General features: G+C 61.5%; 21 protein-coding genes. 13 read left to right on the top strand and 8 right to left on the bottom strand.

Going from position 1 to position 21,502, the window contains the following annotated elements; all coding sequences use genetic code 11:
- Positions 1 to 39: 39 nt before the first annotated feature.
- The 3 genes from Q1W70_RS07730 to Q1W70_RS07720 form a co-directional block, all read right to left on the bottom strand.
- Positions 40 to 1,095, bottom strand: a complete 1,056-nt coding sequence (locus Q1W70_RS07730) for a GDP-mannose 4,6-dehydratase (protein WP_166589816.1) — start codon at positions 1,093 to 1,095, stop codon at positions 40 to 42.
- 172 nt (positions 1,096 to 1,267) lie between these two features.
- Positions 1,268 to 2,554, bottom strand: coding sequence for a lipopolysaccharide biosynthesis protein (locus tag Q1W70_RS07725; protein ID WP_302098733.1), 1,287 nt, complete (start codon positions 2,552 to 2,554; stop codon positions 1,268 to 1,270).
- 148 nt (positions 2,555 to 2,702) lie between these two features.
- Positions 2,703 to 4,232, bottom strand: coding sequence for an HDOD domain-containing protein (locus Q1W70_RS07720; RefSeq protein ID WP_166589818.1), 1,530 nt, complete (start codon positions 4,230 to 4,232; stop codon positions 2,703 to 2,705).
- Between the two features lie 166 nt (positions 4,233 to 4,398).
- Between Q1W70_RS07720 and motA the strand changes: the two genes are divergently transcribed.
- The gene (gene motA / locus Q1W70_RS07715; protein WP_166589819.1) at positions 4,399 to 5,250 is read left to right on the top strand and encodes a flagellar motor stator protein MotA; all 852 of its coding nucleotides are present in this window, start codon (positions 4,399 to 4,401) and stop codon (positions 5,248 to 5,250) included.
- 3 nt (positions 5,251 to 5,253) lie between these two features.
- Positions 5,254 to 6,282, top strand: a complete 1,029-nt coding sequence (gene motB / locus Q1W70_RS07710) for a flagellar motor protein MotB (protein ID WP_166589820.1) — start codon at positions 5,254 to 5,256, stop codon at positions 6,280 to 6,282.
- A 51-nt stretch (positions 6,283 to 6,333) separates the two neighbouring features.
- Here the strand turns inward: motB and Q1W70_RS07705 are convergent, their stop codons facing one another.
- From Q1W70_RS07705 to rsgA, 4 genes are all read right to left on the bottom strand, one after another.
- Positions 6,334 to 6,825, bottom strand: a complete 492-nt coding sequence (locus Q1W70_RS07705; RefSeq protein WP_166589821.1) for a toll/interleukin-1 receptor domain-containing protein — start codon at positions 6,823 to 6,825, stop codon at positions 6,334 to 6,336.
- Positions 6,825 to 7,784: a caspase family protein gene (locus tag Q1W70_RS07700; protein ID WP_302098732.1), complete on the bottom strand. Its 960-nt coding sequence runs from the start codon at positions 7,782 to 7,784 to the stop codon at positions 6,825 to 6,827. Before Q1W70_RS07700 ends, Q1W70_RS07705 begins: the two co-directional genes overlap by 1 nt.
- A 2-nt stretch (positions 7,785 to 7,786) precedes the next feature.
- A complete protein-coding gene (locus Q1W70_RS07695) occupies positions 7,787 to 8,194 on the bottom strand; it encodes a TIR domain-containing protein (RefSeq protein ID WP_166589823.1) in 408 nt (135 codons plus the stop codon).
- A 211-nt stretch (positions 8,195 to 8,405) separates the two neighbouring features.
- Positions 8,406 to 9,437, bottom strand: a complete 1,032-nt coding sequence (rsgA, locus tag Q1W70_RS07690) for a small ribosomal subunit biogenesis GTPase RsgA (protein ID WP_302098731.1) — start codon at positions 9,435 to 9,437, stop codon at positions 8,406 to 8,408.
- Between the two features lie 107 nt (positions 9,438 to 9,544).
- Between rsgA and orn the strand changes: the two genes are divergently transcribed.
- Positions 9,545 to 10,087, top strand: coding sequence for an oligoribonuclease (gene orn, locus Q1W70_RS07685; protein ID WP_166589825.1), 543 nt, complete (start codon positions 9,545 to 9,547; stop codon positions 10,085 to 10,087).
- An 89-nt stretch (positions 10,088 to 10,176) separates the two neighbouring features.
- Positions 10,177 to 10,788 (top strand): trimeric intracellular cation channel family protein, encoded by a 612-nt coding sequence (locus Q1W70_RS07680; RefSeq protein WP_166589826.1) that lies wholly within the window; start codon positions 10,177 to 10,179, stop codon positions 10,786 to 10,788.
- Here the strand turns inward: Q1W70_RS07680 and queG are convergent.
- Complete coding sequence (gene queG, locus Q1W70_RS07675) at positions 10,770 to 11,840, bottom strand: tRNA epoxyqueuosine(34) reductase QueG (RefSeq protein ID WP_302098730.1); 1,071 nt, start codon at positions 11,838 to 11,840, stop codon at positions 10,770 to 10,772. The two genes, Q1W70_RS07680 and queG, sit on opposite strands and share 19 nt — an antisense overlap.
- Before the next feature lie 64 nt (positions 11,841 to 11,904).
- Between queG and Q1W70_RS07670 the strand changes: the two genes are divergently transcribed.
- The 9 genes from Q1W70_RS07670 (at position 11,905) to hflC (ending at position 21,356) form a co-directional block, all read left to right on the top strand.
- Positions 11,905 to 12,765, top strand: a complete 861-nt coding sequence (locus tag Q1W70_RS07670; RefSeq protein ID WP_265537113.1) for an NAD(P)H-hydrate dehydratase — start codon at positions 11,905 to 11,907, stop codon at positions 12,763 to 12,765.
- Positions 12,753 to 13,223, top strand: a complete 471-nt coding sequence (gene tsaE, locus Q1W70_RS07665; protein ID WP_302098729.1) for a tRNA (adenosine(37)-N6)-threonylcarbamoyltransferase complex ATPase subunit type 1 TsaE — start codon at positions 12,753 to 12,755, stop codon at positions 13,221 to 13,223. The genes Q1W70_RS07670 and tsaE overlap by 13 nt, the downstream gene beginning before the upstream one ends.
- Before the next feature lie 3 nt (positions 13,224 to 13,226).
- Positions 13,227 to 14,663 (top strand): N-acetylmuramoyl-L-alanine amidase, encoded by a 1,437-nt coding sequence (locus tag Q1W70_RS07660; protein WP_198422822.1) that lies wholly within the window; start codon positions 13,227 to 13,229, stop codon positions 14,661 to 14,663.
- Positions 14,660 to 16,582: a DNA mismatch repair endonuclease MutL gene (gene mutL, locus Q1W70_RS07655; RefSeq protein ID WP_436799881.1), complete on the top strand. Its 1,923-nt coding sequence runs from the start codon at positions 14,660 to 14,662 to the stop codon at positions 16,580 to 16,582. Before Q1W70_RS07660 ends, mutL begins: the two co-directional genes overlap by 4 nt.
- Positions 16,582 to 17,553: a tRNA (adenosine(37)-N6)-dimethylallyltransferase MiaA gene (miaA, locus tag Q1W70_RS07650; protein WP_166589831.1), complete on the top strand. Its 972-nt coding sequence runs from the start codon at positions 16,582 to 16,584 to the stop codon at positions 17,551 to 17,553. The genes mutL and miaA overlap by 1 nt, the downstream gene beginning before the upstream one ends.
- A 96-nt stretch (positions 17,554 to 17,649) precedes the next feature.
- Positions 17,650 to 17,910: an RNA chaperone Hfq gene (gene hfq / locus Q1W70_RS07645; RefSeq protein WP_010221594.1), complete on the top strand. Its 261-nt coding sequence runs from the start codon at positions 17,650 to 17,652 to the stop codon at positions 17,908 to 17,910.
- A 12-nt stretch (positions 17,911 to 17,922) separates the two neighbouring features.
- Positions 17,923 to 19,224 carry a ribosome rescue GTPase HflX gene (gene hflX, locus Q1W70_RS07640; protein WP_166589832.1) on the top strand — a complete coding sequence of 434 codons (1,302 nt, stop codon included), beginning with the start codon at positions 17,923 to 17,925 and terminating at the stop codon, positions 19,222 to 19,224.
- A 96-nt stretch (positions 19,225 to 19,320) separates the two neighbouring features.
- Positions 19,321 to 20,487 (top strand): FtsH protease activity modulator HflK, encoded by a 1,167-nt coding sequence (gene hflK / locus Q1W70_RS07635; protein ID WP_166589833.1) that lies wholly within the window; start codon positions 19,321 to 19,323, stop codon positions 20,485 to 20,487.
- Complete coding sequence (gene hflC / locus Q1W70_RS07630; protein ID WP_095169571.1) at positions 20,487 to 21,356, top strand: protease modulator HflC; 870 nt, start codon at positions 20,487 to 20,489, stop codon at positions 21,354 to 21,356. The genes hflK and hflC overlap by 1 nt, the downstream gene beginning before the upstream one ends.
- Positions 21,357 to 21,502 lie beyond the last annotated feature (146 nt).

Raw genomic sequence — 21,502 nt, 5'->3', positions numbered from 1 at the left:
TATCCTCGCCTCAACTGCGCAAGTGACAACAACGCTGAGTCAGGAACTAAGGCCTTTGGCGAGCCCGTTGGAGACTTCCTGCACCGGCAGCAAGCCCGCGACTTCGACCTCGACCGCAGCGCTCGCGGGCAACTCGCCAAACAACTCCGGGTAGCGTGCGAAGTTGTCGCGGTACCAGTCCACTAACATGCCGATATCGTCGCTCAGGTTGTTTTTGGGCTTCCAACCCATGTGCATGAGTTTGTCCCAGGACACGGAGTAACGCCCGTCGTTGAACGGCCGGTCGGGGATATAGGTAATGACTTCGCGCGAGGGTTTGTCGAAGGCCTTGCTGATAAGTTCGGCCACTTGCAGGTTGGTATATTCCTCGGTCGTGCCGATGTTGTAGACCTCGCCGACTTCACCTTTTTCAGCGACGAATACCACTGCTTCGGCGAAGTCCTGCGCACTGAGGTAGTGCCGTCGATTGGTGCCATTGCCATGCAGGGTCAGTTTGCGTCCGGTCAGCATGTGGCAGATAAAGCGCGGGATGATTTTTTCCGGGAACTGGCGGATGCCATAGAGGTTGTTGGCCCGGATGATCACGATGGGTTCGTGGTAGGACTGCAGGTAACCCTGCAGGATCATCTCGGCCGCGGCCTTGGAGGATGAGTAGGGGTTGGTGGGGCGCAAGACCTCGTTTTCACTGGCCGCGCCTTCCATGACCTGGCCGTAGACCTCGTCGGTGCTGACATGGACGATCTTCCTGACCTTCTCCTGGCGGCAGGCTTCCATCAACGCATGGGTGCCCAGCACATTGGTGCGGGTGAACTCCAGGGAGTTGCCGAACGAGTTATCCACATGGCTCTCGGCTGCGGCGTGGATTACCAGGTCCGCGTCCTTGACCACCCGGCGGCACATATCCAGGTCGGCAACATCACCGACCAGCAACTGGACGCGGTTGGGAAACAAGTGATGGGAAATATTTCGGACATCACCGGCGTAAGTCATCTTGTCGAAGACCACAACTTTGGCGTCAGAGAAATGCCGGCAAACTTCGTCGACAATATGTGAGCCTGCAAAGCCGGCACCGCCAGTTACTACTATCTTGCGCATGACGTTAACTCCTTGGCCAAAAACCTGAGTCTGATAAAACGTCCAATCCATTCGCCGGCCCCTACTGCGCAGATCAAGGGCCCTTAAGTGTTTCTTGTTACAGATAGTTCCAGCGATAACAGCGAAATTGTGGCGTTTTGATACTTAATAGCCATTAGGCAGAAGTGTCACTTTAGTCACTCGCCTGTATTTCTCCAGTGCAGCGATTAGTTTTTTTTGCCATTACCAGAAACATAGTCGCTAGCATCAAAAGGCCAGCAACATTTGCGCCACAATAGAATTGGGCCAGCAGTTCTAGCGACAGCCGGTCGTGCCAGATCAGGGCCATGACCACCAGCACGGTCAGGTTGGTGCCGTGGTAGAACAGGTTGCTCACCGGCGCCCGCAAGGCCAGGAGCCCGAGTTGTATCGGTGCGGCGGCTGCTACGGCCAACAGGCCGAAGGCCAGGTACACCAGCGCCGGGCCGCCCTTGCTGAAATCGGGGCCGTACAGCAAGCCCAGTAACGGCTCGCCCGCCAGCCATGCCAGCAGCACGAACCCCAGGGCCGGGAGCAGGAATGGCAGCGCCCGCAGCAGCATATAAGGGAGCAAACGTGCCCGGCCTGCCTCTTGATAGTGCGCAATGAAGCGTGGGCGGAAGTGATTGGTCAGGGCGATCAGCAACGGATTGATCAGGTTGGTGACCGCGATACAGGCGGCGTAGAGACCGGCCATCGCCTGGCCGCCCCCCAGCAGCGCCAGCCACGGATACAGCTGCACGCTGGCCACATGGCACAGCCCACCGGCCACCAGCCAGCCGCCGTAGGCCAGGAAGGCTCGCCATTGGGTCGCCAGTTGCCTGAGGGGTGGCCAGAAGAATGACGCCTGGGCCTGAGGCAGGCTCAGCGCAAAGGACAGGGCACACACCCCGGCGATGGCAAAGAACACGGCTTCGGCACTGAGCCATCCGGCCCAGGCCAGTACCCCGAGGGCGGCCAACTGGCCCACGGCACTGGTCAGGTCGAGGACCAGTGCTTGTCTGGAGCGGTTGATCACGTAGAAATGCCGGCGCAGAAACTCGCGCATCACCAGGCCCATCACGGCCAGGGGCAGGGCGGGCCAGAGCTCGCTGGGCAAGCCTGCGCCGAACTGGTGCAGCAGGGTCAGGAGCAACGCCACGACCAGGCCGAGCGCGGCGCTGCCCCACAAGGCGCTGCTGAACAGGGCGTGTGGCTCCCCTTCGCCGCTGGCGCGCAGATAGGTGTAGGGCGTGGCGATCAGCGTGTCGCCCAAAGAGATGATCAGGAAGCAGAAGCTCAAGCCCAGGGCATAGGCGCCCAGGGCTTCTTGCGAGACGCAGCGACCCAGCACCAGGCCTGTGAGGAAGCTGGTCAGGCTCTGCGCTGCCTGGCCGCCGATCACCCAGAAAACGCCATATCCACGACGGCCCAGTCGTGCCCAAGAAAGACTGCCAGACATAATTCCTGTCCTTGGAGAGGGACTGTTGACGTATCACGCCCCCCGCCGTTGCTCGGGGGGCTGCGCAGAATGATCGCTGGTGAGTAAGGATTAGTATCACTTCGCCAGATTGGCAAATCCGTCGGCGGAAAAACGGATGGGCGAGGGGTCAGCGCGCGCTATAGCTATTGAGAGCCTTTTCGATGCACTGCGCGGTTTTGCCGAAGGCCTGGACGCTGATGTCCGCAAACGCGCCGCCACCCTGGTCGGCGACGAGCAACATGACCACCTTGCCCTTGTTGACCAGAGAGCGCAGTAGCAGGTGCTCGCCGTCGAACAGCGCGCGCAGGCTCTGCGGCAGGTGGGCGCAAAACTGGGCATGGTTGGCGGGGGTCAGGCGCAATTGCGCCGGTTGCGCGAGCAAGCGCTGCAGCACGCTGCTCTGGCCAACCGCCAGTTGCAGGGTGGCGCTGTCCTTGGGCAAGCCCCAGGTCTGGTGGACACGCAGGTTGCTCTGAGTGCGGTCGGCCATCAGCAGCATGACCCGGCGCATGCCACAGGCGGCCAGGGCGTCCCGGGCGCAGGTGGTCAGGTGCAGGGCGTTGCTGAACGGGCTCGGCTCGGCCAGCAGTTGGGCGCAGTGCTTGCGCCAGCGCTGCAGGTCTTCGGCCGAGGGGGCAGTGGGAGTCTGTTCGCCGCGGCCCTGGCCTTCTCCCCAGGGCCACAGCAGCGCCTCGGCCGGGTGCCAGAGGTCGGGCTGCCCGTGGTTGCGCGCGCTTTGCACGGCCTGTTGGTGCTGTTGCTGTTGCACCTCATCCATCGGCATCTGCAGGTAAAGGCTGGTCAGGTACTGCCAGCGCAGGGTGTGCGGGCCGACCCAGGACTGTTGGGCCGACAAGGCCAGGCCGTTGGCCAGCAGCACGCTGTTGGCGGGCTGGTTGAGCCAGCGGCGCAGGGTCGGGTCGTCATCCAGGCGGTTTTGCTGGCGCAGGGGATGGTCGGCGTCGCGGGCAATGTGCAGCACTTGCACCAGTTCGCGTTGTTCGGTGAGCAGCAGGCGATAGCCCTGGGCGACCCAGAAGGGCAGGTGCCACAGCTCTACCAGCACCTGGCAGAGTTCCAGCAGGCGCACCCCGAACAGCTGTTTTTCGACTTTGCGCGCTGATTCGCCCTGGTGGATCACCCGGCGTTCCCATTCCTGGAGCAACTGCGGATGACTCAGGGCCAGCGGCCACAGAGGGGCCAGGAACAACAGGCTGCCCCAGTGGATGTCCTGCCACAGGCGCGCCAGGCGGCTGGCAAAAAAACCGTTGGCCTGTTGCGAGGCGTGCTGGCTGATCAGTTGCAGTTTGCGCAGTGCCGGCGGGATATCGCGCTCGGGCATGGCGGGCAGGCGCGCCAGGAGTTCGGCGGTGCGTTTGAGGCCCAGGCGATTGAGCGCTACTTCCAGGTTTTCACAGGGTTCGCTGAGGCTGCCGCGGGCGTGACGATTGGCTTCGCGGATCACGCTCAGGGCCAGGGCCGGGCTGCCTTGCATCAAGTCGGCGATATCGCGCAGGGAGCTGCGACTGCTGTTGATGGCTTTGCTCACGCGGTCATGGCTGGCCTGCGGGACAGGCAAGACCACCGCGTCGAGGCGCTGGACCCAGTCCTGCAGGGTAGAGGGGATTGCCGTTGGGACGTTCGTTTCATTAACCATGGTCGGACGCGATCATCGTTGACTTCAAACACGCCCGGGGCGGGGCAAATTGGCTTTTCGCCATAACTGGCTATAGTCTGGCGCAGTTTTGCCGATAAGTAGAAGAAGAGATTGTTTAACTTCCGAATATGACCTTGAACCCGACTTAAGTAAGTACCTTCTACCTATGGCTAAAATTATCGGCATCATCGTCGTATTCGCGAGCGTGCTCGGCGGATACGTGCTTTCCCATGGCAAGATTGCCGCCCTGATCCAGCCCTTCGAGGTGCTGATTATCGGCGGCGCAGCCCTGGGTGCATTCCTCCAGGCCAACCCCAGCTACATGACCATGCACGTGCTCAAGAAGTCCCTGAGCATGTTCAGCACACGCTTCACCCATGCCTTCTACCTGGAGGTGCTGGGCCTGATCTACGAGATCCTCAACAAGAGCCGCCGCGAAGGCATGATGGCGATTGAAGGGGATATCGAGGACGCCGCCGCCAGCCCGATTTTTGCCAAGTACCCGACGGTGCTCAAGGATGAACGCATGACCGCGTTCATCTGCGACTACTTGCGCATCATGTCCTCCGGCAACATGGCGCCCCATGAGCTCGAAGGCCTGTTCGACATGGAGCTGTACAGCCTCAAGGAAGACCTGGAACACCCCTCCCATGCCGTCAACGGCATTGCCGATGCGATGCCCGGTTTTGGTATCGTCGCGGCGGTACTGGGGATCGTGGTCACCATGGCCTCGCTCGGCGAGGGCGACCAGAAGTCTATCGGCCTGCACGTCGGTGCGGCACTGGTGGGGACCTTCTTCGGTATTCTCGCCGCCTACGGTTTTTTCGGTCCGCTGGCCCATTCCCTGGCCCACGACGCCAAGGAAGAGCTGAACGTCTACGAAGCCATCAAGGCCTCGCTGGTGGCCTCGGCTTCCGGCATGCCGCCGTCGCTGGCGGTGGAATTCGGGCGCAAGGTGCTGTACCCGGCGCACCGTCCTAGCTTCGCCGAGCTGGAACAAGCAGTTCGCGGTCGCTGAGTCATGGAAAACAATCAGCCGATAATCATCAAGCGCGTCAAGCGCATCGCGGCCGGGCATCACGGGGGCGCCTGGAAAATCGCGTTCGCTGACTTCGCGACGGCGATGATGGCGTTTTTCCTGGTGCTGTGGCTGCTGTCCACCGCCACGCCGGAGCAGAAGATCGCCATCGCCGGCTATTTCAAGGACCCGATCGGCTTCACCGAGAGCGGTACGCCGTACGTCATCGACCTCGGCGGTTCGCCGGAGCTGGCGCCGGACAAGACCCTCAACCCCGAGGCCAAATTCCAGCCACAGCCGGACAAGGTGACGGTCGATACCGAGCAGGCCGAAGGCATGGCCGAACAGGTCGAGCAAGAGCGCCTCGAACTGCTGCTGCAGGAACTGCAGAACAAGGTCGAAGAAAACCCGCAACTGCAGAAATTCAAGGACCAGATCCTGTTCGAGATCACCCCGGACGGCTTGCGCATCCAGATCATCGATTCGGAAAACCGGCCAATGTTCGACTCCGGCAGTGCACGCCTGAAGCCGTACTTCGAAGACATCCTGCTGGCCATGGCGGACACCATCAAGGCGGTGCCCAACAAGATCAGCATCAGCGGCCACACCGATGCCAAGCCTTATACCGGCAGCGGTGAATTCGGCAACTGGGAGCTGTCGTCCAACCGTGCCAACGCCGCCCGGCGGGCGCTGGTGGCGGGCAGCTATCCGGAGACCCAGGTGGCGCGGGTGGTGGGCTACGCGTCGTCGGCCATGTTCGACCGCAAGAACCCGTTCAACCCGATCAACCGCCGGATCGACATTGTGGTCCTGACCAAGAAAGCCCAGCGTGCCATCGAAGGCGAGCAGGGCGCCGAACCGGCACCGGTACCCACCCAGGGCCAGGGCGCCCCGGGCGAAGTACCGGCGGTGCCGGTCGACCCGCACGCCTTGCCCGCAGACCAGCAACCGCTGCCGGCCCATGAGCTGCGCGAGCGCTTGAATCTGTTTGATGATCCGCTGCCCAAGCCGGCAGAGCCGCCCAAGCAGTGACCCACAAAAAAGCCGACAGCGATGTCGGCTTTTTTATGCTCGCCGTTCGCTTTAAAAGCCGCGGCGTACCCTGGCCTTGAGTTCGGTATGGAAGCGATCTGCATTAGTCCGGTTGTTCGCGCGTAGCGACTCGTTGCTGACGATCGAGTCCAGCGTCATTGCGCGTCTGTGTGTCTGCTCGTCGCGGTAGGCGTCGATAAAGAAATCGAGGTCGGCAATCCTCGACAGTTTTGGCCACTTGTCGAGGTACTCTGGCAGTTCGCCGGCGCCGGTCTTGAATGAGCAAATTCGCCGATCACTGATGGTCGCTTCGCCAATTTCGAAGGGTACCCACCAGGAGTGCGCGGTTTTGTCCGACACCACTGCCAGCAAATGGCTGCACTCGGTAATGTTGCGGGTAATTACCCCGGTGATGTCGTCGGTGGTTTGCGATTCGGGATCCAGTACATCCAGATAGGTTTTTATCCCAGCCTGGCTCAACCGTTCGTTGATGGTCATGGCTATGGGGCGGTCGGTGTGGCGGTAGCTGATAAAGACGGGCATCAGAAGTGTCCCTTGATCGCGAGTTCGCGGTAATAGGCGCCGAGGGCGGTGAGCCGGCAACCGGTGGAGTGGATGGCGGCGTAGTACATGTGCTCGGCGTCAACGGGCTCGATCAGGCTGTGGCGATTGCACTTTTGCAGTTGGGCAAAGATGTCGCCGTTCTCGGGGCTGTAGGCCTTTTCCGTGGGTTCGAAGCTGGGGTCCAGAGGGAAGACAAAACTGGCCTCGGGGAACCATTGGGGCAGTTTTCGCAGTGTGTCCTCGGCGATCAGCGGCGCGACTTCGCGCAAGGCGACGAATTGCGACACGTTGGTCTTGAAGACTGGACGCTGCTCCCACGCGCCCAGCGCGTTGTCGACAAACGAGTAGACGCTGCCGGGTGTGACTTTGCCCAGTACGTTGGCCGCACCGCCATGTAATGCCTGCAGTAACAGGCCGGTAAAAACGCCGTGGCCGGCCCTTTCCATGGCGGGCTGCTCTTTCTTGCACGCGGTGAGGATGGTCAAGCCCTCACCGATCATGCTGCTTCCACCCCTTAAACCGCGGACATCGGCGGCCGCGCCGGCTTCGCAGCAATCGAGAATGATGATTTTGTTTTTGATCTGGGTGGCATTGCTGGCCCAGAGGAGGATGTCGCTGATGCGGATGCCGTCATCGCTGCGTTCGAAATCCTGGGGGATCAGCAATCCCTCATCAATGCTCGTGTCAAATTGTCCGTGGCCGGCGAAGTACAACAGGGCGACATCACAATCCCCGGAGAACAACTCTTGAATGCTCTGCTTCAACAGCCGGCCGGTCAGGATTTCTTCGGCGGAGGTCATGATCTTGTTGCTGAAGTTGGGGCGGCCGCTGGCATGGCGCTCCAGCAAGGATGCCATGGCCATGGCGTCGTTGTTGCAGCCGCTCAGTGGTGTGACGTGGTTGTAGTGGTTGATGCCGATGAACAATCCCTTGCGCATGGTTATACCGCCGTGTGCTGGCGGATCGCGTTGACGATGCTGTCGGTGTTCCACGCACATTCGGCGTGCGCCGCGTCACGCACGACCGTCGACATGCGCTCGGCGGCGAAAGGCCTGATCGCGATGATCACCTTGCCAAGACGTTTGGCAATCTCGATTTCCTTGTTGATCCACTTGCTGTACGTCGAATACACGCCCGCCATGATCAACACCGCAGAGCAGGGGCGGATCTTGTTTTCGATGGCCAGTTCCAGTTGCATGTCGTTCAAGGCGCCGACGATCGGATTTTGCGGCGGCACCGAGAAGTTCTTGAAGGAAAAGGTCGGGTGTGCGGTCAGCAACTCCACCAGCCGATCGTGTTTGTCGGCGTAGTTCCACGAGTGGCTGATGAACAGATGATAGGTTTGCATGGGTTTCCCTCGGTATCGCCTGAATGCGAGAGAGAGTGAATGTATGCACTTGAATGGGGGTCGCAAGGCCGGCAAAGAGAAAGAGAAGTGCCCTACAAGCAGGCGTGCGCGGGCCCTACAGAAATTTCTGATGTTTAAAAGGTGAGGGGATTTGTCGGGCAGTACGAACGGCCCGCCGCTCCATCAGCGTTGGAGCGGCGAGCGCGTCTGTTTAGTAGCAGGTTTCGGGCAGGCTGGCGATGATCGAGCGGTAGCTGTTCATCCGTTGCTGCTGCACGCGGCCATCTTCCAGGGCCTTGAGCAGGGCGCAGCCAGGCTCGCGGTCGTGCTTGCAGTCGCGGAAGCGGCAGGTGCCGATCAGGTCGTTGAACTCGATGAAACCGGCTTCGACGTCGGCGCGGCTGACGTGGCCCAGGCCGAACTCACGAATGCCCGGGGAGTCGATCAGCTCACCGCCACCTGGGAAGTGGAACAACCGCGCGGTGGTGGTGGTATGCGTGCCTTGGCCAGACAGCTCGGACAGCGGCCCGACGCGGGTTTCGACTTCCGGTAGCAGGCTGTTGACCAGCGACGACTTGCCGACGCCGGACTGGCCGACAAACACACTGATGCGTCCGTCCAGCTGCTGTTGCAGGGTTTCCATGCCGTTACCGTGATGCGCCGAGACTTCCAGCACCGGGTAGCCGAGGGTGCGATACACCGCCAGCAGGGCGTTGAGCGCCGGGGCGTTGTGCTCGTCGATCAGGTCGAACTTGTTGAGCAGCAACAACGGGCGGATGCCAGCGTGTTCGGCGGCTACCAGGTAGCGGTCGATCAGGTTGGCGTGGGGCTCGGGGAGCGGGGCGAAGACGATGACGATCATGTCGACGTTGGCCGCGACCGGCTTGAGCTGGCCACGGCTGTCCGGACGGCACAGCTCGGTGTTGCGCGGCAGTTGCGCGACGATCACCCCGATGCCCTGGTTGCCGGCACGCCAGACGACCTTGTCGCCGGTCACCAGCGCAGGCAGGTTGGCGCGCAAGTGGCAGCGGAACACCTGGCCGGCCAGTTCGCCTTCGAAAGCCTCGACCTCGACCTGGACGCCAAAGTGGGCGATGACCAAGCCGGTCTGCTCGGGACCGAGGTCGCCACCTTCCAGCGCTTGCACGGCGCTGGATTCGCGTTTGGCGGCGCGGGCGGCGCGCTCGCCTTGAATCTTTTCGATGCGCCAGTTTTGACGACGATTGAGTTGGCGTTTGGCCATGGGTGTTCCGTGTTGATAATGCAGCGATTAGGTAAAACGGCCGCGAGTTTAGCACGCCCACGGGGTTGCCTAGGCTAAACTGCGCAACACTGCTTAGGAGCCGACACATGCAAAACCCACAGAATCTGATCTGGATCGATCTGGAAATGACCGGTCTGAACCCGGACACCGACGTCATCATCGAGATGGCGACCATTGTCACCGACAGCAATCTCAATACCCTGGCCGAAGGCCCGGTGATCGCGATTCACCACAGCGACGAGATCCTGGCCGGCATGGACGAGTGGAACACCCGTCAACACGGCGGTTCCGGGCTGACCCAGCGCGTGCGCGACAGCCGCATCAGCATGGCCGAAGCCGAAGCCCAGACGATCGCGTTTCTGGAGCAGTGGGTGCCCAAGGGCAAGTCGCCGATCTGCGGCAACAGCATCTGCCAGGACCGACGCTTCCTTTATACCCACATGAAATCCCTGGAAAGCTACTTCCATTACCGCAACCTGGATGTTTCGACGCTGAAAGAGTTGGCCGCACGCTGGGCACCGGAGGTGCGCGACAGCTTCAAAAAGGGCAGCACCCACCTGGCGCTGGACGATATTCGCGAATCCATCGCCGAGTTGCAGCACTACCGCCAGCACTTCATCAAAGCCTGACCCAGCAAAGCAGGCTGATCAGCATATGCCCTCTTTTGGTGCCGATCCGAAATGGCTAGACTGCGCGCCTTCCTGCAAGGACCGCCACCATGTTGCTGATGCTCTACCTGATTGCCATTACCGCTGAAGCCATGACTGGCGCGTTGTCTGCCGGCCGTCGGGGCATGGATTGGTTCGGTGTGGTGCTGATTGCCTGCGTCACCGCCCTGGGCGGTGGTTCAGTGCGTGATGTGTTGCTGGGGCATTACCCGCTGACGTGGGTCAAGCACCCGGAGTACCTGGTGCTGACATCGGTGGCGGCGATGTTCACCGTGTTCACTGCGCGCTGGATGCGCCACCTGCGCTCGCTGTTCCTGGTGCTGGACGCCGTAGGGCTGGTGGCCTTTACCCTGATCGGTTGCATGACCGCCCTGGAAATGGGCCACGGCATGCTGGTGGCGTCTGTCAGCGGGGTGATCACCGGGGTATTCGGCGGCATCCTGCGCGACATCTTCTGCAACGACATCCCGCTGATCTTCCGTCGCGAGCTTTACGCCAGCGTCTCGTTTGCGGCTGCCTGGTGCTACATGTTCTGCCTGTACCTGCAGTTGCCGGGGGAGCAAGCGATCCTGATCACCCTGTTCGGCGGATTCCTGCTGCGCTTGCTGGCGATCCGCTTTCATTGGGAAATGCCCAAGTTCGTTTACAACGACGAGGCCTGATGTCGCTTGAGGGCCCATTGCACGTGCTCGCGCACCAGTTCTGAAGGGTGCTCCGCGCGCGCCTTCAGGGCTTCCAGCACCGGAATGCTCGACGGCGCGTTACCCAGGCCCACGGCCAGGTTGCGCAGCCAGCGCTCATAACCGGCGCGGCGCAGGGGCGAGCCCTCGGTGCTGCTGAGGAATTTGTCTTCATCCCACAGGAACAGTTCGGCCAGTCCGGCGTTGTCCAGGTTGTGGCGGGGCTTGAAGTCGCTTTCGCCGCTGGGGCGGGCGAAGCGGTTCCAGGGGCAGACGATCTGGCAGTCGTCGCAGCCGAACACCCGGTTGCCGATCAGCGGACGCAACTCTTCGGGTATCGGGCCTTTGAGTTCAATGGTCAGGTACGAGATGCAGCGTCGCGCATCCAGCACGTAGGGGCCGACAAAGGCGTTGGTCGGGCAGATGTCCAGGCAGGCGGTGCAGCGCCCGCAGTGTTCGGTGCTGTGGGGTGGGTCCACGGGCAGCGGCAGGTCGACGAACAGTTCGCTCAAAAAGAAGTAACTGCCGGCCTTGCGGTTCAGTACCAGGGTATTTTTGCCTATCCAGCCCAGGCCGGCCTGTTCGGCGATGGCTTTTTCCAGGACCGGCGCGCTGTCGACGAAGGCTCGATAGCCGAACGGGCCGATCACCGCCTGAATCTTTTCTGCCAGTTGTTGCACGCGCTTGCGGATAAGCTTGTGGTAATCGCGGCCCAGGGCGTAGCGCGAGACGTAGGCTTTTTCCGGTTGGGCCAGTAACTGCGCCATCTGGGTGTCGCCGGGCAGGTAGTCCATGCGCAGCGAGACCACGCGCAAGGTGCCCGGCACCAGTTCCTCGGGATGGGAGCGTTTGCTGCCGTGGGCGCCCATGTATTCCATTTCACCGTGGTAGCCGGCGGCGAGCCAGCGCTCCAGGTGCTGCTCATGCTCAGCCAGGTCCAGACCGCTGATGCCGACTTGTTGAAAGCCCAGTTCGCGGCCCCAGTCCTTGATCGATTGGGCGAGTGCGGGGAGGTCTGTAGTAATTGCGGGCATGAGACAAGAGAAACCGGAGTCTGAGGTGCGTATAATTCTGCCAGACATCGGAGCCCGAAGACGCATGCCGCAGACAAATCACCCTTTACCCGACGTTCAGTCACTGGACCCCGGCCATTTGCCGAGGCTCGCCGCACGTTCGGCGAGCGCTCATAAAGGCCAGTTTGGCCATGTGTTGTTGATCGGCGGCGACCGCGGGTTTGGCGGCGCCATCCTGCTCAGTGCCCAGAGCGCCCTGCGTTGTGGGGCCGGGCTGGTCTCGCTGGCCACCCGTAGCGAGCATGTGCCGGCGGCACTGGCCCGGTTGCCCGAAGTCATGGCGCTGGGCACCTCGTCGGCGAACCAGTTGATGGGCCTGCTGGAACAGGCGTCAGTGCTGGTGGTGGGGCCTGGGCTGGGGCAGGGCGCCTGGGGGCGCAGCCTGTTGTCGGCCGCCGCGAACACAGCGCTGCCCCAGGTCTGGGATGCCGATGCGCTGAATCTGTTGGCCCATGGTGGTGTCAGCCTGCCCAAGGGCTGTGTGATCACCCCGCATCCAGGCGAGGCGGCGCGACTATTGGGGATTTCGACAGCTGAGGTTCAGGCAGACCGTCTTAGCGTGGCGCGCGCGTTGAGCCAGCGATTTGATGCGGTCACCGTATTGAAGGGGGCGGGCAGTCTGATCGCCAGCCCCGATGGTCGTGTCTATCGTTGCGACCGTGGTCACCCGGCCATGGCTAGCGCGGGCCTGGGCGATGTCCTGGCCGGTTTGCTGGGGGCGTTGCTGGCCCAGGGGATGGCTGCGTTCGAGGCCGCTGCGCTGGCGGTATGGCTACATGCCACGGCGGGCGAGCGTGAAGGTAAATTGGGCCGAGGGCTGGCGGCCAGTGATCTGATTCCCGCCATTCGTCAGTTGCTGGAGGAGCAAGCACCGTGTCTGAAGTAACCCTGTATCTGGCTGATGAAGACGCCATGGTGGCGCTGGGTACCCGAATTGCCCAAGTGACCCAGGGGCATGGCATCGTGTTTCTGGACGGCGACCTGGGGGCGGGTAAAACCACCCTGTCCCGGGGCATCATTCGCGGCCTGGGCCATGTAGGCTCGGTAAAGAGCCCTACATTCACCTTGGTCGAACCCTACGAAATCGGTGAGATCCGCGCTTTCCACTTCGACCTGTACCGCTTGGTCGATCCGGAAGAGTTGGAGTACCTGGGTATTCGTGATTACCTCGAAGACGATGCGTTGTGCTTGATCGAGTGGCCCCAGAAGGGTGCAGGCTTTTTGCCAAAGCCCGACCTGACCATTACCATTAGCCCGCATGACAGCGGACGTTCGCTGAGTTTGTTGCCCCAGGGCCCGCGTGGCGAGACCTGGTGTGCCGCTTTGGCATTGGAATTCAAATAAATGATGGGGTTAGGTATGCGCTTTCGCGCGTTGGTTGCTGTCGTAGGAATGCTGCTTACGGCACTGGCCGTTGACGCTGTGGCCGCGACCAAGGTCAACAGTGTTCGCCTGTGGCGGGCACCGGACAACACGCGACTGGTGTTTGACCTGTCTGGCACCGTCCAGCACAGCGTTTTTACCCTGACGGCCCCAGATCGCCTGGTGATCGACATCAATGGTGCCGTACTCGGCGCACCGCTCAACGTCGCCACCGCGAACACCCCGATTACCTCGATGCGTTCGGCCCAGCGTACGCCGACCGACCTGCGGGTGGTCATCGACCTGAAAAAGGCGGTGACCCCGAAAAGCTTCGTACTGCCGCCCAATGCGCAGTATGGCAACCGCCTGGTAGTCGATCTGTTCGACAACCCGGCCGACGCCGCACCGCCGCCGGCCCCGACGCCTAGCGTTGCGACCATTCCGGCGGTGCCGGTGACGCCGACCGCGCCGGCAATCAAGCTGCCACCTGCACCACCAGCCCCACCCGGCAAGCGTGACATCATTGTGGTGATCGACGCCGGTCACGGCGGTGAAGACCCGGGCGCCTCGGGTTCGCGTGGCCAGCGTGAGAAAGACGTGGTGCTGGCCATCGCCCGTGAACTGCAGCGTCAGGTCAACGGCATCAAGGGCTTCCGCGCCGAACTGACCCGTACCGGCGACTATTTCATTCCGTTGCGCGGACGTACCGAAATCGCCCGCAAGAAGGGCGCCGACCTGTTCGTTTCGATCCACGCCGACGCCGCGCCGTCGAAAGCCGCCTTCGGCGCCTCGGTATTTGCCCTGTCCGACCGTGGTGCGACTTCCGAGACCGCGCGCTGGCTGGCTGACAGCGAAAACCGTTCCGACCTGATCGGCGGTGCCGGCAACGTCAGCCTCGACGACAAGGACCGGATGCTTGCCGGGGTGCTGCTCGATCTGTCGATGACCGCGTCGCTGACCTCCAGCCTCAACGTTGGCCAGAAGGTCTTGAGCAACATCGGCCGTGTGACGCCGCTGCACAAGCAGCGCGTCGAGCAGGCCGGGTTCATGGTGCTCAAATCCCCGGATATTCCGTCGATCCTGGTGGAAACCGGGTTCATCTCCAACGCCAATGAAGCCTCGAAACTGGCGGCCCCGAGCCACCAGCAGGCCCTTGCGCGCTCCATCAGCAGCGGCGTGCGGCAGTTCTTCCAGCAAAACCCGCCACCGGGCACCTACATTGCCTGGCTGCGTGATTCCGGGAAAATCGCCCAGGGCCCGCGCGACCATACCGTGCGCCCCGGCGAGACACTGGCGATGATTGCGGTGCGTTACCAGGTGTCTGCGGCCTCCTTGCGCAGCGCCAACAACCTGCAATCCGATGAGCTGAAGATCGGCCAGCACCTGAACATTCCAGGCACCGAACTGGCGGCCAAGGAATGAACGACTCGGTGAACAGCGGCGCGCGCATCGAACTGCTCAGCCCGCGCCTGGCGAACCAGATTGCCGCGGGTGAAGTCGTCGAGCGCCCGGCCTCGGTCATCAAGGAGTTGCTGGAGAACAGCCTGGACTCCGGCGCTCGGCGCATTGATGTCGATGTCGAGCAGGGTGGGGTCAAGCTGCTGCGGGTTCGCGACGATGGTCGGGGGATCCCGGCCGATGACCTGCCCCTGGCCCTGGCCCGTCACGCCACCAGCAAGATCCGCAACCTGGAAGATCTCGAGCAGGTGATGAGCCTGGGGTTCCGCGGCGAGGCCCTGGCCTCCATCAGTTCCGTGGCGCGCCTGACCCTGACATCCCGCACCCGGGATGCCGACCAGGCCTGGCAGGTCGAGACCGAAGGCCGCGACATGGCCGCGCGGGTCCAGCCAGCGGCCCATCCGGTGGGCACCTCGGTGGAAGTGCGCGACCTGTTTTTCAATACCCCGGCGCGACGCAAGTTCCTCAAGACTGAAAAAACCGAATTCGATCACCTGCAAGAAGTGATCAAGCGCCTGGCACTGGCGCGCTTTGATGTGGCCTTCCACCTGCGTCACAACGGCAAGACCATCCTCAGCCTGCACGAAGCCCATGATGATGCGGCCCGTGCGCGGCGGGTGGCAGCCATCTGCGGCTCGGGTTTCCTGGAGCAGGCCTTGCCGATCGAAATCGAGCGCAATGGCCTGCATTTGTGGGGCTGGGTCGGGCTGCCGACGTTCAACCGCAGCCAGGCGGACATGCAGTATTTCTTCGTCAATGGCCGTGCCGTGCGCGACAAACTGGTGGCCCATGCGGTGCGCCAGGCGTATCGCGACGTGCTGTTCAACGGGCGCCATCCGACGTTCGCGCTGTTTTTCGAAGTCGATCCGGCGGCGGTCGACGTTAACGTGCACCCGACCAAGCACGAAGTGCGCTTTCGTGATGGGCGCATGGTTCACGATTTCCTGTATGGCACTCTGCACCGGGCCCTCGGCGATGTGCGTCCGGAGGACCAGTTGGCAGCGCCAGCGCCGGTCGCCGGCATGGTGCGTCCCACCGGGATCGAGGCCGGGGAATTCGGCCCGCAAGGGGAAATGCGCCTGGCCGCCAATGCGCTGCTTGAGCAACCCCAGGGCCAGCCGACATTCAATACCGGCGCTGCGCCGGGCTCGGGTGCCGGTGCCGGTTATCAGTACCAGTACACGCCACGGCCCCAGGGCGCCGGCGTGCCGGTGGCTGAGGCCCAGGCGGCCTATCGTGAGTTCTTTGCGCCCTTGCCCGAGGCGAATGCCGCGGCGTTGCCCGAAGGCCAGGACGACATTCCACCCTTGGGCTACGCCCTGGCGCAGCTCAAGGGCATCTACATTCTTGCGGAAAACGCCCAGGGCCTGGTGCTGGTGGACATGCACGCCGCCCACGAGCGGATCATGTACGAGCGTCTGAAGGTGGCGATGGCCAGCGAAGGCCTGAGCGGCCAGCCGTTGCTGGTGCCCGAATCCCTGGCGGTCAGCCAGCGCGAAGCCGATTGTGCCGAAGAGCACGTCAGCTGGTTCCAGCGCCTGGGCTTCGAGCTGCAGCGCCTGGGTCCGGAAACCCTGGGTATCCGGCAGATCCCGGCGCTGCTCAAGCAGGCCGAGGCCAACCGCCTGGTGCAGGATGTCCTGGCGGACCTGATGGAGTACGGCACCAGCGATCGGATCCAGGCGCACCTCAACGAGTTGCTCGGGACCATGGCCTGCCACGGCGCGATCCGCGCCAACCGGCGCCTGGCCGTACCGGAAATGAACGGTCTGCTGCGTGACATGGAAAACACCGAGCGCAGCGGTCAATGCAACCATGGCCGACCGACCTGGACCCAATTGGGCCTGGACGATCTGGACAAACTGTTCTTGCGCGGTCGTTGATGAGCCAGCTCCCTCCAGCGATTTTCCTGATGGGCCCGACCGCTGCGGGCAAGACCGACCTGGCCATCGAGTTGACCAAGGTGCTGCCCTGCGAGCTGATCAGCGTCGACTCGGCGCTGGTCTACCGGGGCATGGACATTGGCACGGCCAAGCCCTCAAAGGCTTTGCTGGCCGAGTTCCCCCACCGCCTGATCGATATTCTCGACCCGGCCGATGCCTATTCGGCCGCGGATTTTCGCCGCGATGCCCTTGAGGCCATGGCCGACATCACCGCGCGCGGCAAGATCCCGCTGCTGGTGGGCGGCACCATGCTTTATTACAAGGCGTTGATCGACGGCCTGGCCGAGATGCCCGCCGCCGATCCGCAGATTCGTGCCGAGATCGAGGCGCAGGCGGCCCACCTTGGCTGGCAGGCCCTGCACGATCAATTGGCGGTGATCGACCCGGTTTCCGCGGCCCGCATTCACCCCAATGATCCGCAGCGTCTGAGCCGGGCGCTGGAAGTCTATCGGGCCAGCGGCCAGAGCATGACCGAGCTGCGCGCACGACAATCTGCGCAAAGTACTGAAGCAGGCGCTTCGGGACGCCCACAATTGCCCTATACTGTCGCAAACTTGGCCATTGCCCCGGCAAATCGCCAGGTGCTGCATGAGCGAATTAAACAAAGATTCACACAAATGTTGGAACAGGGATTCATTGATGAGGTCGTAGCCCTGCGTAAAAGAAGTGACCTGCATTCGGGGTTGCCGTCTATACGCGCTGTAGGCTACCGACAAGTCTGGGATTACCTGGATGGCAAGCTGACGTCAGCCGAGATGCAGGAACGTGGAATCATCGCCACGCGCCAATTGGCGAAGCGCCAGTTCACCTGGCTGCGCAGTTGGGCTGATTTACACTGGCTGGACAGCCTTGATTGCGACAATCTGCCACGCGCCTTGAAATACTTGGGAACGGTCTCCATATTGAGCTGAGTCCTTGCAATTGCCGTCTATCCTTGGGGGTGTGACGGCTGAAAGCTTTCTGCTTACCTATTTTTTTATTATTGAATCCTTAAAGGAGTGCGGCACATGTCAAAAGGGCATTCGCTACAAGACCCTTACTTGAATACTTTACGTAAAGAGAAAGTTGGGGTTTCCATCTACCTGGTCAACGGGATCAAACTGCAAGGCACGATCGAGTCGTTCGACCAGTTCGTCATCCTGCTGAAGAACACCGTCAGCCAGATGGTCTACAAGCACGCTATCTCTACAGTGGTACCGGTTCGTCCAATTCGTCTGCCTAGCGCAACCGAATCCGAACAAGGTGACGCTGAGCCAGGTAACGCCTGATAGGAGTCTCCTTTGTTCTTTGAGCGCCACGGTGGTGGTGAACGAGTGATCCTTGTTCACTTGGATGGACAGGACCCTGAGGCGCGCGAAGATCCGCAGGAGTTTCAGGAACTGGCTAATTCGGCGGGCGCCGAGACCGTTGCGTTTTTTAACGTGCCGCGTCATCGGCCAACCGCCAAATTCCTGATTGGCAGCGGCAAGGTCGAGGAGCTACGCGACCTGGTCCATGCCGAAAAGGCTGATCTGGTAATTTTCAATCACATCCTCACGCCCAGTCAGGAACGTAACCTCGAACGTGTCTTCGAGTGTCGCGTGATCGACCGTACCGGTCTGATTCTCGATATTTTCGCCCAACGCGCCCGTACCCATGAAGGCAAGCTCCAGGTCGAACTGGCCCAGCTTGACCACATGAGCACCCGCCTGGTTCGTGGCTGGACTCACCTTGAGCGTCAGGGTGGCGGTATCGGCATGCGTGGCCCGGGTGAAACCCAGCTGGAAACCGACCGCCGCCTGCTGCGGGTTCGCCTGCGACAGATCAAGGGGCGGCTGGAGAAAGTGCGCAGCCAGCGCGAGCAATCGCGACGGGGCCGATCGCGTGCCGATATTCCGACCGTGTCTCTGGTGGGGTATACCAACGCCGGTAAATCCACGCTCTTCAACAACGTGACGAAATCCGACGTGTACGCGGCCGACCAGTTGTTTGCCACGCTGGACCCGACCTTGCGCCGTCTGGAACTGGACGACCTGGGGCCGATTGTTCTGGCGGACACTGTGGGTTTCATCCGTCACTTGCCGCACAAGCTGGTCGAGGCATTTCGGTCTACGCTCGAAGAGTCGAGCAACTCCGACCTGCTGCTGCACGTGATCGATGCGGCCGAACCGGACCGCATGTTGCAGATCGAGCAGGTGATGGTGGTACTGGGTGAGATTGGGGCTCAGGACTTGCCGATCCTCGAGGTCTATAACAAACTCGATTTGCTTGAAGGCGTTGAGCCACAAATCCAGCGCGATGCCGATGGCAAACCGCAACGGGTGTGGCTCTCGGCGCGTGATGGCAGTGGCCTGGAATTGCTTGAGCAAGCCATCGCCGAGTTGTTGGGCAGTGATTTGTTTGTGGGCACATTGCGTTTACCGCAACGATTCGCTCGACTGCGTGCACAGTTCTTTGAACTGGGCGCAGTGCAGAAAGAAGAGCACGACGAAGAAGGCATCTGTTTGCTGGACGTTCGTTTGCCACGGGTCGAGCTCAATCGACTGGTGAGCCGCGAGGGAATGCAGCCGCTGGAATTTATCGAGCAACACACTTTGCAATAAAAGCCTGAAAAAGCGGTTGTGCCGCTATGACAGGCATTCTGTAGCATTGGTCGGCGCGCCGTGGGTGCGTCTTTGCTTTATCAGATGGAGAGCGCTATGGCTTGGAATGAGCCGGGTGGCAACTCGAATAATCAGGATCCTTGGGGTGGTAAGCGCCGCAATAATGGCGACCGCAAGGGGCCACCAGATCTCGACGAGGCCTTCCGAAAGCTGCAGGAAAGCCTGAATGGGTTGTTCGGTGGTGGTAAGAAACGTGGTGACGATGGCGGTAGTTCGAGCAAGGGCGGCGGTTACGGCCTGCTCGGCATCGGCCTCGTGGTGCTGGCGGCCGTGTGGCTGTACAGCGCGGTGTACGTGGTCGACGAGCAGGAGCAAGCCGTGGTGCTGCGCTTCGGCAAGTACTACGAGACCGTTGGCCCGGGCCTGAACATCTACCTCCCGCCGATCGACAAAAAGTACATGGAAAACGTCACGCGTGAGCGTGCCTATACCAAGCAGGGTCAAATGCTGACTGAAGACGAGAACATCGTCGAAGTGCCGCTGACCGTGCAGTACAAGATCAGCAACCTGCAGGACTTCGTGCTGAACGTCGATCAGCCGGAAGTCAGCCTGCAGCACGCAACCGACAGTGCCCTGCGCCACGTGGTGGGTTCTACCGCCATGGACCAGGTACTGACGGAAGGTCGTGAATTGATGGCCAGCGAAATCAAGGAGCGTCTGCAACGCTTCCTCGATACCTATCGCACCGGTATCACCGTGACCCAGGTCAACGTACAGAACGCAGCGGCACCGCGTGAAGTACAGGAAGCCTTCGATGACGTGATTCGTGCCCGTGAAGACGAGCAGCGTTCGCGCAACCAGGCTGAAACCTATGCCAACGGCGTTGTGCCGGAAGCTCGTGGCCAGGCCCAGCGCATCATCGAGGACGCCAACGGTTACCGTGACGAAACAGTCTCGCGCGCCAAGGGTGAGGCCGACCGCTTCACCAAGCTGGTGGCCGAGTACCGCAAGGCTCCGGAAGTCACGCGTGAGCGTCTGTACCTGGACACCATGCAGGAAGTCTTCAGCAACACCAGCAAGGTTCTCGTGACCGGCAACAAGAATGGCCAGAGCAATCTGCTGTACTTGCCGCTGGACAAGATGATCGACAGTGGCCGTCCTGCCAGCGCTCCGGCGACCGGCGCCGCGGCCAGCAGCAATGAAGCGAATGCGCGTGCGGCAGCAGATCTGCAGCAACAGGCACGTACCAGGGAGAGTCGCTGATGAGCAATAAATCGCTGATCGCCCTTATTGTCGGCGTTGTCGTGGCGATCGCTGCCTGGAACTGCTTCTACATCGTGGCTCAGACCGAGCGTGCGGTGTTGCTGCAGTTCGGTCGCGTGGTCCAGGCTGATGTCCAGCCAGGTCTGCATGTGAAAGTGCCCTACGTTAACCAGGTGCGTAAGTTTGACGCACGCCTGATGACCCTGGATGCACCGACACAGCGTTTCCTGACACTGGAAAAGAAAGCCGTGATGGTCGATGCCTACGCCAAGTGGCGGGTCAAAGATGCCGAGCGCTTCTACACCGCGACATCCGGCCTCAAGCAGATTGCCGACGAGCGTTTGTCCCGCCGTCTGGAGTCGGGCCTGCGTGACCAGTTTGGTAAGCGCACCCTGCACGAGGTGGTATCGGGTGAACGTGATGCGCTGATGGCGGATATCACGGCTTCGCTGAACAAGATGGCGGAACAAGAGCTGGGCATCGAAGTTGTCGATGTTCGGGTCAAGACCATCGACCTGCCGAAGGAAGTGAACCGCAGCGTGTTCGAGCGTATGAGCACCGAGCGTGAGCGTGAAGCCCGTGAGCACCGTGCCAAGGGTAACGAGCTGGCAGAAGGCATCCGTGCCGACGCCGATCGTCAGCGCCGCGTACTGTTGGCTGAAGCCTATCGTGAATCCGAAGAGGTTCGCGGTGACGGTGATGCCCAGGCCGCTTCGATCTACTCCAAGGCCTACGGCCAGGACCAGGAGTTCTACGCGTTCTACCGTAGCCTGCGCGCCTACCGTGAAAGCTTCGCGAACAAATCCGACGTCATGGTTCTGGATCCAAGCAGCGACTTCTTCCGTTACCTGGAAAAAGCCAAGCCTTGATCCGACACTGATCCAAAAGGAACCCCGCCGGGCGGCTAAAGCCTCTCGCGGGGTGATCCTTTGGGAAAACGTGTGTATGATGCGGCAGCCGGGAAATTCCCGGCTTTTTTGCGTCTGCACGTTTGATTGCGTGCAGTCGGGTTGAA

The organism is Pseudomonas kielensis (genome assembly GCF_030505375.1).
Classification (GTDB): Bacteria; Pseudomonadota; Gammaproteobacteria; order Pseudomonadales; family Pseudomonadaceae; genus Aquipseudomonas; species Aquipseudomonas kielensis.
The sequence above is the reverse complement of the archived record's forward strand: the minus strand, read 5'-3'. Positions and strand labels throughout refer to the sequence as shown.